The organism is Inhella gelatinilytica, from assembly GCF_016093295.1.
Lineage (GTDB): Bacteria > Pseudomonadota > Gammaproteobacteria > Burkholderiales > Burkholderiaceae_C > Inhella > Inhella gelatinilytica.
This window is the reverse complement of record NZ_JAEDAL010000001.1, coordinates 22,157-37,989: the sequence shown is the minus strand read 5'-3', so window position 1 is coordinate 37,989 and position 15,833 is coordinate 22,157. Positions and strand designations below refer to the sequence as shown.

Below are 15,833 nucleotides of genomic sequence, written 5' to 3'. Positions count from 1 at the left end.
GATCTTGCCACTGGCGCTGTGGCGATACTGGAGGTCATGGACACCGACCTGCCCGCCTTGCCCGAGACCCCCCTGGGCCGTTATCGCCACTACAAAGGCGGCGAATACGAAGTCATCGGCTGCGCACGCCACAGCGAAACCCAGGAGCCCCTGGTCGTGTACCGGCCGCTCTACAACGCCAGCGGCCTTTGGGTGCGCCCCCATGCCATGTTCTTTGGCACCTTGGCGGTTGGGGGGCAGGTTCGTCGCCGGTTCGAGCGGGTTAGCCCGGACGTTTCTTGAATCGGCGCCAGACCCGCCAACCCAATGCCAGAGCGAACAGGGCGCTGTAGAAGAACGGGTCCGCAAAGTTTTGCTTGCCTGCGCGCATCCACCAGAAATGCAAACAGGCTGCGAACGGGATGAGGTAAACCACCCGATGCAAGGTCTGCCAGCGCTTCCCCCCCAACCGGCGCACCGCGGCGTTGAACGACGTGGCCGCCAACGGCAGCAGCAAGCCAAAACTCAGCATGCCCACCAGGATGAAGGGCCGTTTGGCGATGTCGCCGACGATGTCGAGCAGGTCCAGTCCCATGTCCAGCCAGGCATAGGCCAGCAAGTGCAAGGTCGCGTACACAAAGGTCCACACCCCAAGCAAGCGTCGAAAACGCAGCAAGGCCGGTTGATGAAACTGAACCCGCAAGGGGGTGATGGCCAACGTTAACACCAAGCCCCTTATCGTCCAATCGCCCAGGCCGCGAATCAGGGCTTCGGCCGGGTTGGCCCCCAGTCGATGGGTGAAGGCGGCCGTCACCAACCACATCAAGGGCGCCACGCAAATCAGATGCGCGATGGGCTTGGCCGTGCGGTGGGTCAGCGCGTTCAGAACCACCGCTTCAGGTCCAGGCCGGTGTAGAGCTGCCCCACTTGCTCCGCATAACCGTTGAACATCAGGGTGGGGCGTCGCTTCGAAAACAGGCCATCTTCACCAATGCGGCGTTCGCTGGCTTGGCTCCAGCGGGGGTGGTTCACTTGCGGGTTGACGTTGCTGAAGAAACCGTACTCACGCGGCGCTGACGTGTTCCAGCTGGTGGCCGGTTGCCGTTCGGTCAAACGGATGCGCACCAAGCTCTTGGCTGACTTGAATCCGTACTTCCAAGGCACCACCAAGCGCAGGGGCGCGCCGTTCTGTTTGGGCAGCAGCTCGCCGTACATCCCAAAGCTCAGCAGCGTCAACGGGTGTAGCGCCTCATCCAGTCTCAACCCTTCGCGGTAGGGCCAGTCCAGCACACCGGAGCGCAGGCCAGGCATTTGCTCGCGGTCCGCCAAGGTGGTGAACTCGACGAACTTGGCTTTGCCGGTGGGCTCGACCTTCTTGAGCAGCGCGGAAAGGGAATAGCCGATCCAAGGGATGACCATGCTCCACCCTTCAACGCAGCGCAGGCGGTAGATGCGCTCTTCCATGGGGGCCAGTTTCAGGAGGTCTTCGATGCCGAAGGTCTGCGGTTTCAGGCACTCGCCATCGACCTGAACAGTCCAAGGGCGGGTGCGCAGACGCTGGGCCTCGCGTGCGGGTTCGTCCTTGTCGAGTCCGAACTCATAGAAGTTGTTGTAGGTGCTGGCGTCACTGAAGGCGGTCGGCTTTTCCATGCTGACCGCACCGAGGACGTTGCTGCGCTCGGCCGCCAGTCGGGTGGCGGAAGCCGCGGCCGCGGTGGGCAAGGTCAGGGCCCCCAGGATGAAATGCCGCCGCTCAAAAAGCGCACGCGGCGTGACTTCCGTCGTCAAGATCTTCATGCCAGCCTCCGACCAACCGCTGCGGTGCGGCCGACTTTAAGGTTTTGCCATTAACCCTGCAGGGCAACCGATGGGGACCTGGAGCAATTGGCGGTACTCCGGGCTGGCGCGCAACTGGGCCAAGCCTCGGTTGAAGTCCAGCCGCAAGGAGTCGCTGGCGGGTTTGCCCTTTGGAAACAGGACGTGCGTGGTGAAGTTGTCCGTCATGCGCTTTGGGTGAGCGATCAACTCGGCCTGCTGCTCGGGGTTCAAGTGGCGGCTCGCCAAGTCGCAGGCCACACGACGCTCAGTGGGAAACACCTGAATGCGGTCCAGCAACAGCATCTTGAGGCCCGCCAAATCATTCGGAGGGCTCCCGGACTTGATCTGCCCTGAGCGCGCCAGGGCCCAGATTTCCGGGGTGTAGGTGTAGTCGCGAACCAAACCGATGCGGTACGGGCGCAGGTCGGCCGCCGTGCGCCAGCTGAAGTCTTTCAAGCTGCGGCGATAAACGAAAACCCAGTCTTCGGTGAGCAGGTTGTCGCTCAGCAGGAAGTTTTCGCGACGCTCCGGCGTGGCGCCCCAGTGTGCGCTGGCGTCCCATTGACCGCCTTGCGTTTCGAGCTGGGCTCGTGACCAGGGCATGAAGTGGAACTCCACCGCGTGTCCGCCCAACTCGAAGGCGCGCCGCACGATGGCCAGCGCCAAGCCTTGGTCAGAGCGCTCGGCCGTCGCGTAGGGCGGCAACTCACCCGTCGCGATGCGCAGGGGAGCGGCGCGCGCAACCAACAGCGCGCTGATCCCCAGCAGGAGCGCGGCGCGCCACATCGAGGTCACAGCTCGCCGTAGCTGTGCAACCCACTGAGGAACATGTTGACCCCCAGGAAGGCGAACGTCGTGATCAGCAGACCCACCAGCGCCCACCAGGCGCCCATGGCGCCGCGCAGGCCCTTGATCAGGCGCATGTGCAACCACGCGGCGTAGTTCAGCCAAACAATGAGTGCCCATGTCTCTTTCGGGTCCCAACTCCAGTAGCCGCCCCAGGCCTCGGCGGCCCAAAACGCGCCCAGGATGGTGGCGATGGTGAAGAAGGCAAAGCCTAGCGCGATGGCCCGGTACATCAGCTCATCCAGAATGGGGAGCGCGGGGAGTCGTTCTGTCACGCGCTGACGCAGGGCGACGCACAGCCCCAAAAACACGCCGATGCCCCCAAACTTGCGGGCCCAACCCTGCAGGCCGGTGACCGTCCCCTCTGCCAAACCGCCGAACTGCGCTGCTGCCAGCAATACCCCGACCAGGGTCAAGGGCAACACCACCAAGCCCCACCACAGGGATCGCGGCTCCGCGGTCTTGAGCAAGTAGGCCAGGGCCACCATCGCCGCCAATGCAAAACCGCCATACCCCACAAAATTGGCGGGCACGTGGATCTTCATCCACCAGCTCTGCAACGCGGGGACCAGCGGTTGAATTTCGTGGGCGCTGCGCGACGCGGCGTACCACAGCAAAAAAGCCACCGAGGCTGAAACCACCAGCATCACCCAGGCGCCCAACGCCCGGGTCTGGAAGCGTGCTTCGTAATAGAGGTAGACGAGGGTTGTGAGCCAGGCAAAGAGCACGAACACTTCGTACAGATTGCTCACGGGGATGTGGCCAATGTCCGGTGCGATTTGATGACTTTCAAACCATCGAACCATCGTCCCGATCAAGGCCAGGGTCACTGCCGCCCAGGCCAGCTTGGTTCCGAAACTCTCCAACATGGTCGCCTGACGTCGCCACGCCAGAGCGGCCCAATAGGACAGGGTGGAAAGGAAGGTGAGGCAAGCCATCCAGAGGATGGCGCTTTGGCTGGCCAGGACATATTTCAGCCAAAACACCTGGTTGGCGGCGGTGAGGTCCGCGCCAAACCCGTCCGTCTTTCGACCATACAGGGCCAGCGCCAGCAGGGTGCCGGCGCCGACCACCGCGGTCAGGGTGCGCAGCGGCTGCCAGAACCAGCCCAAGGCGATCAGCGCGGGCGCGCTGAGCAGCAAGATGGCCTGCTCGTAAGCGTCCATCGAACCCGAGTAGCGCCAAAAGGCCCAGGCGAGTCCAGTGAGTGTGAGGGCTGCGAAGGCCCAGTCGCTGGCGGGCCGGGCGCTACCGGGCGGCAAGGAAAAGACGGAAGCGTTCATGGCTGGATGAGGGTCTTCAATCGTTCAAATTCGGCATCGGTGTCACTTCCCTGGCGCGGGCTGCTGTAGGCCAATTGCACCTGGGTGCCCGCTGCAGAAGGTTCCAGCCACACCCAGAGGCGGCGCTCTCGCAAATACAGCATGGCAAACACGCCCAGCATCAGCAACACCGCGCCGAGGTAGACCAGCTTTTGTCCCGGAGCGCGGGTGACTTGGAAGACCGAGGCTTGACGCTGATTGAACCCTTGCAGGGTGTAGAGCGTCGATCCGGGATAAAAAACGCTGTCGGACAGCGACAGCAGGGCCTGCGTCAAAAAGGCTTGGCGGGCTTCGTCTTCCGCCGGGGTGCTCACCCCTGCAGCTTGGCGACTTTGCAGGTCCAGCTCGGTCAGCGCGCCGGTCAACACGCGCAACATCACAGTGGAAACGCGCTCGCGCTCTGCTTCCGGCACGGTTTTTTCAATGAATTGCGACAGGGCGGGTAGGCCACCGGGCGGGCCGTCGGTCACCGGTTCTGCGGCAGCGAGCAAGGCCAGGGCTTTCGCTGCTGTCGCTGCCAGCTGCGGCCGCAGGTCCTCCCGTTGACTGGCCGCTTGGGCGTAGGCCGCAGCTGCGGATTGACGTGCGGCCGGATCGTGCAGCGCGCGGCGTAAGCGCAGCCAACCTTGCAAGCTCCCCGCTTCATCGGCGGGAATGCGCAAATATTGGAACTCTGCGTTGGCGGACTCGCGCACGCCCGTCAGGAACACCCACTGGCCGCTCATCTCCACCGGCTGCATGTAATGGTGATATTCCTTGGCCTGCCCGGCCGCGTCGCGCACCCGGTACGTGATGGAGGGGCCGATGTTGCGCAAGGTCTTGCGGTTCGGATCTTTGGCTGCGGAGCCCCCGGACAGGCCCGACTTGGGTGTGCTGGCGGCCTCGCTTGCTCCTTTGACCTGCGCAAAATCTTCGACGTTGATGGTGCGCAGTTCGGTCACTTCAAGCCGCTCTTGGCCCGGACGCACCACGGCGGTGCCCACGGTTGCTTCAAGGGACTCGACGGGCCCAGCGGCCGTCAAGGGCTCGGCGCGAAGCTCCACCTGGGAGCCGCCATCATCAAAACTGCTTTGGTAGATCGCAATGCCGTTGTGGATGAGGGGCTTGTTGACTTCGATCCGCGCTTCTTTGGCTCCGTGGCTGTCGCGCAGGATGACGTCGCTGGCAAAGCGCTTGGGCATGCCGGTTTCGTAGTGCTCCACGACGAAACGTTTGAGCTCCAATTCGAAAGGTAGCTTTTGAAGCACCAGCCCTCCGGGCAGCGGCAGCACGGCCGAGTCGTTTCGCTGCCCTTCGGGAACAAAGAGGTTGCCACGAAAGCTGGGGTTGCGATCATCGAGCCGATGCCGGTCGGGCTCGGTCACCGAGCCACTGCCGGTGAAGAGTTCCTTGCCCTGTAGTTTCATGGCCAAGCGGACGATCAAATCCCCATCCAGCAACCCCCCCACACAAACCAGCACGATGGCGCTGTGCGCCGCCAGGTAGCCCAGCTTGTGCACCCGCCCCTTGCGAGAAGCCAGCAAGTGGCCCTGGGCCCGCTCATCGGCTTGACAGCTCCAGCCCTGGAGCGCCAGGCGCTCGGCCAGGGCTTTGCGCGTGGCACTCAACTCGCCAGGCCATTGCACGGCGACGTGGTGATGGTGAGCCTTTAAGGACTCGGCGCGCACCTTGAGTTTGGCGTCCTGCCAATCGCGGATGATCTTGGGGGTGTGCCGCAGGATGCACAGGCTGGTGGACAGCACCAAAAAAGCCAAGATCAACAGGAACCAAGGCGCGCTGTAGACCGTGAACAGGTCCAACTGCCCGAAAGCCTCGGCCCAGAACGGCCCAAAAGCGTTGATGTAGTTGTTCAGGGGCTCGCGCTGGCGCAGTACCGTGCCGATGACCGAGGCAATGCAGAGCACCGACAGCAAGGTGATGGCAAAACGCATGGAGGCGAGCAGTTCAAACCACTCGCGTCGGGAAGACTTGGACAACATGGTGCCGATTGTCGCGGGCGAAAAAAAGGCCAGCACAGGGCTGGCCTTTCGAGATCACTGATTTTTTGACTTAGTGCAGACCGGCCATGTAGTCGGCCACGGCCTTGATTTCTGCGTCGTTCATCTTGGCGGCGATCGCACTCATTTGAAGGTTCTGACGTGCACCACTGCGGAAGGCCACCAATTGGGCTTCCGCGTAGTCGGCATGCTGACCGCCCACGCGCGGGTACTGCACCGGCAGGCCCGCGCCGTTCGGGCTGTGGCACCCGGCACAGGCCGGCACGCCCTTGGCGGCGATGCCACCGCGGTAAATCGCCTGCCCCAGGTTCACCGTGTCCTTGTTTTTCGCGGCACCCGGTTTCGCTGACTTGCTCGCGTAAAACGCAGCTACGTTGCGCATGTCGTCTTCGCTCAGCGTACCGGCAAACCCCTGCATGACGGCGCTCTTGCGTTTACCGCTCTTGAAATCCGCCAGTTGCTTGGCCAAATACTCCGCATGCTGACCCGCAAGGATGGGGTTGGCCGGTGTGCCCCGCGTGCCATCGGCCGTGTGGCAGGCCGCGCAAACTTGGGTGGAAAGGGCTTGGCCCTTGGCCAGATCAGCCTTGGCTGGGGCGGCAGGTGCCGAGCTGGCATGGGCGGCGGTCGCGATCAGCAGCGTGGCAAGGAGGCTCAGCGTCTTCATCATTGGGGGCGCTTTCTAGGGTTCAGAGCGTCTTGATCGGCCCGATCACGTGCGCCTTCAAAAAGGCGGTACGCGGTTTGACCGGGCGCAAAAGGCGGCGAATCTTACACTTGACGCCATGACCGTTCCCCATTTGCCGCCGCCCCAGCCCGCCGACATGGCGCTGGACGTCACTGACAAGACCGTTTTGGGCTGGGCCCATACGGCCCGATTCTTTACTACTGCGGCCCAATTGCATCAGGTGCCGGAAACCGGCTTGCCTGAGGTGGCCTTCGTGGGGCGCTCGAATGCCGGTAAGAGCACGGCGATCAATACCTTGGCGCAGCACAAGCGATTGGCGTTCGCGTCCAAGACACCGGGGCGCACCCAGCACATTAATCTGTTTCACGTCGGCCCCAAGGAGGTGCCCAATCAAATTTGGGCTGACTTGCCGGGCTACGGCTACGCCGCCGTGAATCGGGATGCCAAGAGCCGCTGGCAAAAGGTGATGGCGGACTATTTGCAGCAGCGCGAGCCGTTGCGGGGTGTGGTGCAAATGGTCGACAGCCGCCACGGCCTGACCGACCTGGATCGACAACTCATCGACTTTGTCGCCGAGCGGGTTTACGCGGGTGAAGTGAAGTTGCTGGTGCTTTTGACCAAGGCGGACAAGCTCAGTCGCAAGGAGCAGGCGGCGATCCTGGAGCAAACGCAGGAGTTGCTCGGCAGTTACGTGCTCACGGAGCAGGCCGATATTGGCGTGGCCCTCTTTTCTGCGCTCAAGGGCCAGGGCGTGGCGGACGCGGCGCGCTGCCTGTATGAATGGGCGCAGGAGCCGCTGCCGGCGTTGCCGTCCGCGGATGAGGCACCGGACTCAGGGTCGTCCGAGGAATAAGTACACGGCGTTACTGCCTGTGTCGGTTCGTCCCAACGCGAGGTATAGCGGGCCGATGGCGGTGTCAGCCCCCACATAAACCGACCCGGCCCACCGCAGGGCAGACCAGCGTGCCGCTCGGGGCTGGATCCACACATTGCCCGCCTCCAGCGAGCCACCGAGGAACAAGCCGCGTGACAGCACTGGGGCGTCCAAAAGGCGGTGATACACCCCGGCGCGGAACAAGGCCAGCGCATTGCCCGTGATCTGATCGGCCTGCATCCCCGAGAGTTGCTGAAATCCGCCCAGGGCGTACGGCCCGCCCGGCACGTCGGGCAGGACCTGGGTTCGCGCCAGCTTGCCATAGAGGTTGAGCGTGGTGTCGCCCCAACTCAGCACGCGAAGCCCCTCGGCTTCCAGCCGATACGCACGCCCGTCCAAGCCCGTCTGACGGCCGTGGATGCCGGTGACGACCGTGCGCCACCCACTGCGGGGGAAGTTGACCTCGTCCAGTTGATCGACCTGCACCTGCGCGCGGAGCCCGAACAAGCGTTGCACCTGATTCAGGCGATCCAGCGGCAGGGGCACGGTGTTGATGTCCGAGTGCCAGCGTGCCGCCTCCTGCCACAACCCGAGCCGGAATTCGCCCAAACGGCCCCAGGGCTGACCCAGGTCCAGCGCCGCAGTCAGGGTGCGGCGGCGCAGCAGCGCGGTTGTTTGCCCCGCGGTGTCGAACAAGGCGGTTCGTTTGAGCTGGGCTTCACCCCAGGCCGAGACAAACCAGTCGCTGCGGGTGCCCGCCTGGGCGGCCAGGGGTTGATACCACTCGCTGAACAGCCGAGGAGCGCGCCCGATGGTGAGCTGGTTGCGCCACTCGCCACCCAGGCTATTGAGCCAGTGCCGGTTGTGGCTCAAGCGAAGGTTGAAACTCCCCAGGCCCCGGTCATCCGTCGAGAGGTCCAGCCCCAACTTCAAGTAGTTGGGCCCCCAGGGCTTGTCCTCCAGGTCAAAGACCAGCACTTCGCCCGCCGGACTGGCTTCCAGATGAAAGTCCACCCGCGCGTAGTCGCCACTGGCGGCCAACAAGCGGGTGTCGCGAACGGCTTTGCGCACATCGAAGGGGTCGCCCGGTTTGCTGTCCAAGACGGCCAGCCACCGCTCTGGACGGGTGCTCTGACTGCCGTCCATCCGCAAAGCGGCCAAGACGGGCGGCGCGGGCTCCCCTTGCAACTGGCGCTCCGTGCGCCACCGGGCGTACTGCGCTGCCGACAGCGACAGCGGCCGCAATTCGGCCACCAAGGCCTCGGCGCTGGCTTCGCCGATGCGAATGAACTCGCTCGCCCGCTCAAAATCGGCCGCCGTCAGGCTGCCCAGCCCAGGGTTGATGAGTACGTCCTCGTCCCAAAGCGAAGCCAAGCTGCGCTTGACGTTTTGCTCGGTCAGGATGTTGATCATTTGGGTGGTCAGCCCCAAGAGACTGCCCAGCGCTTCCCGCCCCGACAACGGGGTTCCCACGTTCACGGCGATCACCCGCTCGGCCCCCAGTCGCCGGGCCACATCGACCGGCAGGTTGTTGACCAGGCCGCCATCACCCAGCAGGCGGTCATTGCGCTCAATGGGGGAGAAGACGCCCGGCACGCTCATGGAGGCGCGCAGGGCCGTGGCCAAGTCGCCCTGGTCCATGACCAAGGCCTCGCCCGATTCCATGTCCGTCGCCACGGCCCGGAAGGGGATGGGGAGAGCATCAAACGAGGGCAGGTCGCGGGTCGGCAATGTCAGCCGCCGCAGCAGCACTTCCAGCCCGCGGCTGGACACCGTGCCTTGGGGGGCGCGAAGTTCGCCTTCCCGAAGCCCCAGCTCCAGGGCGGCTGAAAACGCATAGTCCTCTTCTTTGCGCCGCTGTGACAGGTGCTGACGGTCCACCCGATTGGCAAAGACTTGCTCCCAGTCCAAGGCTTTGAGTTCGCGCTCCAGCGCGCTGGCGCTCATGCCGCTGGCGTACAGCCCGCCAATGATGGCGCCCATGGAAGTGCCGGCGATCACGTCGACCGGGATGCGTTCGCGCTCCAGAACCTTCAGCACACCGATGTGGGTCAATCCCCGTGCCCCACCGCCCGACAGCACCAGGCCGACTTTGGGACGGTTCGCAGGTGCTTCAGCGGCCAGGGCGGACCCGCTCGTGGCCAAGACGAAGGCGCCCAGCAGGGCGCGGGCCCAATGACCGCGGATCACGCGTCGAGTTGCTGAATGAGCTTGGCGACCGCGCGATCGACCACGCCCTCTTGCTCAAGGTACATCACCAAACCGGCTTTGTAGAGCTGTGCCACGGCACCGGCCGTGAGCGAATGCCGCTCGTGTCCGTCCTGGTCGATGAATGCAAAGAACTCACGGTCCTCACTGATCCAGACCAGTTGGGTGGTGACCCAGTGGGTCTCCAGAAACATGTGGAACCAGCCGCCCACTTCCAGTTGGCGCATCCACTGGCCCACGGCCACTTCACCCGTGTCCCCCGCGTCAGGCAGGGGCATGGGCTGCGTTGGAAGTTCGGAGCGGTCGACCTCGGCATGCGCCCAAACCGAGGCGAATTGGCTCTCGCGTTCGTCCAGCAGCCGCCGCACGTCGCCCTCGGCTCCGGCTTCGCCGCTGCTGGAGGGGCGGAACGGGGCCGGCTCCCGGCGCGCGGCCTCGGATACCCCGCCCCGCATGGCGCGCATGTGCTGTCGTTGCAGGCCTTCCAAAATGGCCTGACGCTTGGCGTCGGAGAGGGGGATGGTGGCCAGTCCGCGGGTGATGCGCCCAATCAGCTCGGGCAGGCGCTGTTGCAGCGCCGTGCGGGCTTCGTCCACATGCAAGGGCGCCAAGCTCTCCACCAGGTCGTCGACCAATTGAACACTGTCTTGAACCGCATGGGAGTCTTCGCCATGGCTCACCATGGCCTGAACAATGACATCCAACCAGATGCCGAGCAGGAATTCGCGCACCGACGGGCTGATGCGGGCAGCGTACAACTGGGCCTCCAGTTGCTCGCGCACCATGTTGGCCCACTGCGCCCGTCGCCCTTCGCGCTCCAGCGCGGCGATCGCGGCGCTGGAGGCTGTGCTTCGCTCTCGGGCCTGGCGTGCGATGAAGGCATCCATCAAGCGCTGCAGGCTCTCGAATTGCTGTCGGTTCAGCATCGGCGCATCGGCCAGCAACTGCCCTTGTTGATCCAGGAACTGCAGGTAGTCGCCCAAGCGCGGGTCATGGGGGTCTTGGAAGGCCCGGCCATAAGCAGCCACGGCATTCAGCAGCCGCCACGTTGGGTGGTCTTGTTGTCGCAGTAACTGGTCATCCAGCTGGGCCATGCGCAAGACCACAGGCTTGAGTCGTTCGAGCTGAGCCTTGACGGGCTGCAGCAGCAAGGGGTCGGCCATCATCTGGTCGTAGATCTTGTTGACCAAGTCCGACCCCGGGGTTGCGACTCGCCGGACCCGAAACTGATCGGGCTGTTCCAGCTCGGTACGCCGCCGCAGTTCCTCCAGTCCGCCGGCGGCGCCACCGTGGGGTCGCAACTGGTTGTGCTGGAAGTCCACCGCCATGACCAGGGGCGTTAGGTTGTTGCGGCGCAGTTCGTCGGCGAGTGCTTGGTAGATGGGGACCAAGCCGTCGGACATGCCAGGGGCGATGGCGTGCATCAGCGCGTAATGACCATCGGCACGCAGATCGGTACCGGCCAATGCGTCCGTCAGCGCCCGAGCAAACAGGGCTGGACGCAGCAAATTGGGTTCGCGAGGGGGCCGTGCCTGACCGCGGGCGAGCCCATTGAAGAAGTTGGTGAGCTGGAAGAGTTCGGTGCGGCAAGCCTCGCTGACGGTCTCGACCACCAGGGCGATGCCCACGTCCCGCAGGGCGTTGGCTTCGTCGACGAGGGCCAATTGATCCAGGCCGATGTTGCGTTTGGGCGCCAGCGGGTCCTGTCCGTTGCGCACTTGGGCCAGCATCGGGCGAACGCTGGTGTCGAACTCAAACTGAAAGCGACTGCGCCGCCGCATCCAGGCCTCTTGAAGGGCGGGGTGCTCGCGGACCGCCTGCTGGATGGAGTCCTGCAGATTGCGGGTGAAGTCCGGCAGCAAAGCCAGCACACGGTCGACCAAGGCGACCAGCAAAGGATTGGCGCTCATGCCCCCGATTATGGGAAGCAATTGAAAAAGAAAAAGGCCCACCAATGGGTGGGCCTTGGATTCAGGGGGATCCCTGAGGGCTTACATGTCCATGCCGCCCATGCCGCCCATGCCGCCCGGAGCGGGCATCGGGGTTTCGTCCTTCGGGGCTTCGGCGACCATGCACTCGGTGGTCAGCATCAGCGAGGCCACGGAGGCGGCGTTTTGCAGCGCGGTACGGGTCACCTTGGTCGGGTCCAGGATGCCCATCTCGATCATGTCGCCGTAGGTGTCGTTGGCTGCATTGAAGCCGTAGTTGCCGTTACCAGCCAGCACAGCGTTCACCACGACCGAGGCTTCGCCACCGGCGTTGTAAACGATCTCGCGCAGCGGGGCTTCGATGGCCTTCAGGATCAGGCGGACGCCAGCGTCTTGGTCGGCGTTGTCACCTTGGATCGAGCCGGCTGCTTGACGGGCGCGCAGCAGGGCCACGCCGCCGCCGGCGACGATGCCTTCTTCAACGGCGGCACGGGTGGCGTGCAGCGCGTCTTCCACGCGAGCCTTCTTCTCCTTCATCTCAACCTCGGTGGCGGCACCGACTTTGATGACGGCCACGCCGCCAGCCAGCTTGGCCACGCGCTCTTGCAACTTCTCGCGGTCGTAGTCGCTGGTGGCTTCTTCGATCTGGATGCGGATCTGCTTGACGCGCGCTTCGATGTCGTCGGCCTTGCCGGCGCCGTCGATGATGGTGGTGTTTTCCTTGGCCACTTCGACGCGCTTGGCTTGGCCCAGGTCGGCCAGGGTCACCTTCTCGAGGCTCAGGCCCACTTCTTCGGCGATGACCTTGCCACCGGTCAGGATGGCGATGTCTTCCAGCATGGCCTTGCGACGGTCGCCAAAGCCCGGGGCCTTGACGGCAACAACCTTCAGGATGCCGCGGATGGTGTTGACCACCAGAGTGGCCAGCGCTTCGCCGTCGACTTCTTCGGCGACGATCAGCAGCGGACGGCCAGCCTTGGCCACGGCTTCCAGCGTGGGCAGCAGGTCACGAATGTTGCTGATCTTCTTGTCGTGCAGCAGCACGAACGGGTTGTCGAGGATGGCGACCTGCTTCTCAGGGTTGTTGATGAAGTAGGGCGACAGGTAGCCGCGGTCGAACTGCATGCCTTCCACGACGTCCAACTCGTTGTTCAGGCTCTTGCCGTCTTCAACCGTGATCACGCCTTCCTTGCCGACTTTGTCCATGGCGTCGGCAATGATTTGGCCGATCGAATGGTCGCTGTTGGCGGAAATGGCACCCACTTGAGCGATTTCTTTGCTGGTCGTGGTGGCCTTGCTGGCCTTCTTCAGTTGCTCGACCAGGGCGGCAACCGCCTTGTCGATGCCGCGCTTGAGGTCCATCGGGTTCATGCCGGCGGCCACGTACTTCATGCCTTCGCGCACGATGGCTTGGGCCAACACGGTGGCGGTGGTGGTGCCGTCACCGGCGTTGTCGCTGGTCTTGGAAGCGACTTCCTTGACCATTTGCGCGCCCATGTTCTGCAGCTTGTCCTTCAGCTCGATTTCCTTGGCGACCGACACACCGTCCTTGGTGACGGTGGGCGCGCCGAACGAGCGCTCCAGCACCACATTGCGGCCCTTGGGGCCCAGCGTGACCTTGACCGCGTTGGCCAGGATGTTCACGCCTTCAACCATGCGCGCGCGGGCTTCGCCGCCGAACACTACGTCTTTTGCTGCCATTTCTTTATCTCCGAATTCGATTCAGTTGGGTGAGCGTGGATTACTTTTCCACCACGGCGAACAGGTCGTCTTCTTTCATGACGAGCAGTTCCTCACCGTCTACCTTCACGGTCTGGCCGCTGTATTTGCCAAACAGCACGCGGTCGCCGACCTTGGTGTTCATGGCGATGAAGTCGCCCTTGTCATTGCGCTTGCCCGGACCGACGGCCAGCACTTCACCCTGGTCGGGCTTCTCGGCGGCGTTGTCGGGGATGATGATGCCCAGGGCGGTCTTGGTTTCGTTTTCCAGACGTTTGACGATCACGCGATCGTGCAGGGGACGCAGCTTCATGGGTTCTCCTCTAGGAAAAAACAGGCGGCGTCAGGGCGCCGCAATTTGTTAGCACTCACAAGTTTTGAGTGCTAATAACGCCAGTATAGGGGCGCGGTGCCAGGTTTCAAGGGGGGGAGGTTGGGGTGGTTTGCGCCAAAAGACTCGCCAGCCGTTGTCCGGCGCGGCCCAAGGGGCGGTCCAGGCGATGTACCAGCCAGGGGGTGAAGCGGTAGCGCGATCCCCCTTCGTAGGGCAGTTCCGCCAATTCGCCGCGATCCAGCCACTTGTCGACCAGATACCGCGGCATCCAGCCAAAGCCCATGCGCATCAGCAGGGCCTCTCGCTTCGCAATGAAGCCCGACAGATAAAAGACGCGATCTCCGCCGAACATGTGCCGATCGGGGCCGGTTTCACTGGAATCGTGCACACTGAGCTCGACGTGCGCGTGCAGATCGGAGAGCCGCGCGGGCCGCCCCAGCGTCATCAGCGGGTGCTCGGGCGCCACGCACAGAATGCACTCCACCTCCGGCAAGGCTTGGGCAAAACACTGGGCGTTGGGGCTGTATTCCTTGGTGATCATCAGGTCCGCCCCGTCCTTGTCAAAGCGGTACTGCACCCCACGCAGAAATTCGATCTTCAGCTGGATGCGGGTGGGAACCCCTTCGTCGGTCAGGGTCTTGAGGGCTTGAAGGCTGTCCGCTAGCGGCAGGATGCCATCCACCACCAAGAGCAATCGAGCCTCCCACCCGCTGGACAGCTGCTGCGCGAGGTTTTCAAGTTGGCGGGCTTGCAGGAGGAGGCGTCGACCTTCATGCAGGATCGCCTCGCCCTCCGCGGTCAGCCGCAATCGGTACCCGCTGCGGTCCAGCAAAGGCAGGCGCAGTTGGGTTTCCAGCTTCTTGATTTGGTAGCTGATGGCGGAGCCCACCTTGTGCTGGTCTTGGGCGGCCAGGGCCACGCTGCCGGTGCGCACCACGGCTTCCAGTGCCAAAAGCGCGTCAAGATCGATTTTCATGATCTAAATTTTAGAAAAAGAGTTGCAAAGAAATTCGCTTTTATTGAATTTCACTTCTGCGAAGAATGCGGCTCGTTGTTCTTTTCTTTTTTGGATGGAGTCGATGAGCAATCCCAACCCCTGCGGCCTGCGCGGCATTGAATTCACCGAGTTCTGTGGCCCCGATCTGGGCTATCTGGAGTCGCTGTTTTGGGCCTTCGGCTTCTCCAAAGTGCGTCGCCACGCGCAGAAGGACATCACCTACTTCCGCCAGAACGACATCCATTTCCTGCTGAATGGTGAGCGGGAAGGGCATTCAGCAGCCTTTGCCAAAGCCCATGGCCCCTCCATCAGTGCCATGGCTTGGCGGTGCGACAACGGCCAGGAGGCGGTGAAAGCGGCCGTGGCCCGTGGCGCGGTGGAGGTGCCGGCTGATCAAAAAGACCACCCGTACCCTGCGGTGTGGGGCATCGGCGGCAGCGTCATTTATTTCATCGACGTGGTGCAAGCTGGGCAGCCCACGATCTACGACCGCGATTTCGTGGCGCTGGAGAAGCCCCTGGTGCAAGCGCACAAGGGTTTCACGGTGGTGGATCACTTGACCAACAACGTCCCGCCCGGCGAGCAGGACAAGTGGGCATCGTTCTACAAGGACATCTTTGGCTTCACCGAGGTGCGCTACTTCGACATCAAGGGCGTCAAGACGGGGCTGACCAGCTTTGCTTTGCGTTCGCCCGATGGCAGCTTCTGCATCCCGATCAACCAGCCCAAGGACGACAAGGACCAGATCGCCGAGTACCTGCGCGAATACAAGGGCCCGGGCGTTCAGCATTTGGCGTTCGCCACGACCGACATCCTGGCCTCGCTGGATGCGCTGCAAGGCAGCCCCATTGACACGCTCGAAATCGACGACGAGTACTACGACGAAGTGTTCAACCGCGTACCGGGTGTGCGCGAAGACCACGCCCGCATCCGCGCCCACCAAGTGTTGGTGGACGGCGATGAAAGCGGCTACCTGCTGCAGATCTTCACCAAGAACATCATCGGCCCCATCTTCATCGAGATCATTCAGCGGCAGAACAACCTCGGGTTTGGCGAGGGCAACTTCGGCGCGCTGTTCCGGTCGCTGGAAAAAGACCAAGAGCGCCGAGGCGTGATCTAAGGA

14 protein-coding genes are annotated in these 15,833 nt (G+C 63.4%); 3 read left to right on the top strand and 11 right to left on the bottom strand.

All coding sequences use genetic code 11. The features are described 5' to 3' along the window. The first annotated feature begins 36 nt into the window (after positions 1–36). Positions 37–282: a DUF1653 domain-containing protein gene (locus tag I7X43_RS00175; protein WP_198098869.1), complete on the top strand. Its 246-nt coding sequence runs from the start codon at positions 37–39 to the stop codon at positions 280–282. Here I7X43_RS00175 and msrQ read toward each other — a convergent pair. The 6 genes from msrQ to I7X43_RS00145 form a co-directional block, all read right to left on the bottom strand. Next, the gene (msrQ, locus tag I7X43_RS00170; protein WP_310737497.1) at positions 263–871 is read right to left on the bottom strand and encodes a protein-methionine-sulfoxide reductase heme-binding subunit MsrQ; all 609 of its coding nucleotides are present in this window, start codon (positions 869–871) and stop codon (positions 263–265) included. The two genes, I7X43_RS00175 and msrQ, sit on opposite strands and share 20 nt — an antisense overlap. Beyond that, entirely contained in the window at positions 862–1,776 is a 915-nt protein-coding gene (msrP, locus tag I7X43_RS00165) for a protein-methionine-sulfoxide reductase catalytic subunit MsrP (RefSeq protein WP_198098868.1), read from the bottom strand. The genes msrQ and msrP overlap by 10 nt, the downstream gene beginning before the upstream one ends. A 36-nt stretch (positions 1,777–1,812) precedes the next feature. Further along, positions 1,813–2,583: a substrate-binding periplasmic protein gene (locus I7X43_RS00160; protein WP_246480131.1), complete on the bottom strand. Its 771-nt coding sequence runs from the start codon at positions 2,581–2,583 to the stop codon at positions 1,813–1,815. A 5-nt stretch (positions 2,584–2,588) separates the two neighbouring features. Beyond that, the gene (ccsB, locus tag I7X43_RS00155) at positions 2,589–3,926 is read right to left on the bottom strand and encodes a c-type cytochrome biogenesis protein CcsB (RefSeq protein WP_198098866.1); all 1,338 of its coding nucleotides are present in this window, start codon (positions 3,924–3,926) and stop codon (positions 2,589–2,591) included. Further along, positions 3,923–5,944: a cytochrome c biogenesis protein ResB gene (locus tag I7X43_RS00150; RefSeq protein WP_246480079.1), complete on the bottom strand. Its 2,022-nt coding sequence runs from the start codon at positions 5,942–5,944 to the stop codon at positions 3,923–3,925. Before I7X43_RS00150 ends, ccsB begins: the two co-directional genes overlap by 4 nt. Before the next feature lie 70 nt (positions 5,945–6,014). Then, a complete protein-coding gene (locus tag I7X43_RS00145; protein WP_198098865.1) occupies positions 6,015–6,632 on the bottom strand; it encodes a c-type cytochrome in 618 nt (205 codons plus the stop codon). 115 nt (positions 6,633–6,747) lie between these two features. Between I7X43_RS00145 and yihA the strand changes: the two genes are divergently transcribed. Continuing rightward, positions 6,748–7,503, top strand: coding sequence for a ribosome biogenesis GTP-binding protein YihA/YsxC (gene yihA / locus I7X43_RS00140; protein WP_198098864.1), 756 nt, complete (start codon positions 6,748–6,750; stop codon positions 7,501–7,503). On the opposite strand, the gene I7X43_RS00135 is transcribed toward yihA, so the two are convergent. From I7X43_RS00135 to I7X43_RS00115, 5 genes are all read right to left on the bottom strand, one after another. Then, the gene (locus I7X43_RS00135; RefSeq protein ID WP_310737496.1) at positions 7,483–9,714 is read right to left on the bottom strand and encodes a patatin-like phospholipase family protein; all 2,232 of its coding nucleotides are present in this window, start codon (positions 9,712–9,714) and stop codon (positions 7,483–7,485) included. The two genes, yihA and I7X43_RS00135, sit on opposite strands and share 21 nt — an antisense overlap. Then, positions 9,711–11,642 carry a DUF1631 family protein gene (locus I7X43_RS00130; RefSeq protein WP_198098863.1) on the bottom strand — a complete coding sequence of 644 codons (1,932 nt, stop codon included), beginning with the start codon at positions 11,640–11,642 and terminating at the stop codon, positions 9,711–9,713. The genes I7X43_RS00135 and I7X43_RS00130 overlap by 4 nt, the downstream gene beginning before the upstream one ends. Positions 11,643–11,723: 81 nt before the next feature. Further along, complete coding sequence (groL, locus tag I7X43_RS00125; protein ID WP_198098862.1) at positions 11,724–13,361, bottom strand: chaperonin GroEL; 1,638 nt, start codon at positions 13,359–13,361, stop codon at positions 11,724–11,726. Between the two features lie 40 nt (positions 13,362–13,401). After that, positions 13,402–13,692 carry a co-chaperone GroES gene (locus I7X43_RS00120; RefSeq protein WP_198098861.1) on the bottom strand — a complete coding sequence of 97 codons (291 nt, stop codon included), beginning with the start codon at positions 13,690–13,692 and terminating at the stop codon, positions 13,402–13,404. A gap of 106 nt (positions 13,693–13,798) precedes the next feature. Continuing rightward, a complete protein-coding gene (locus I7X43_RS00115) occupies positions 13,799–14,689 on the bottom strand; it encodes a LysR family transcriptional regulator (RefSeq protein WP_198098860.1) in 891 nt (296 codons plus the stop codon). A gap of 103 nt (positions 14,690–14,792) precedes the next feature. Here I7X43_RS00115 and hppD point away from each other — a divergent pair, with 103 nt between their 5' ends. Then, a complete protein-coding gene (hppD, locus tag I7X43_RS00110; protein ID WP_198098859.1) occupies positions 14,793–15,830 on the top strand; it encodes a 4-hydroxyphenylpyruvate dioxygenase in 1,038 nt (345 codons plus the stop codon). The last annotated feature ends 3 nt before the right edge of the window (positions 15,831–15,833 follow it).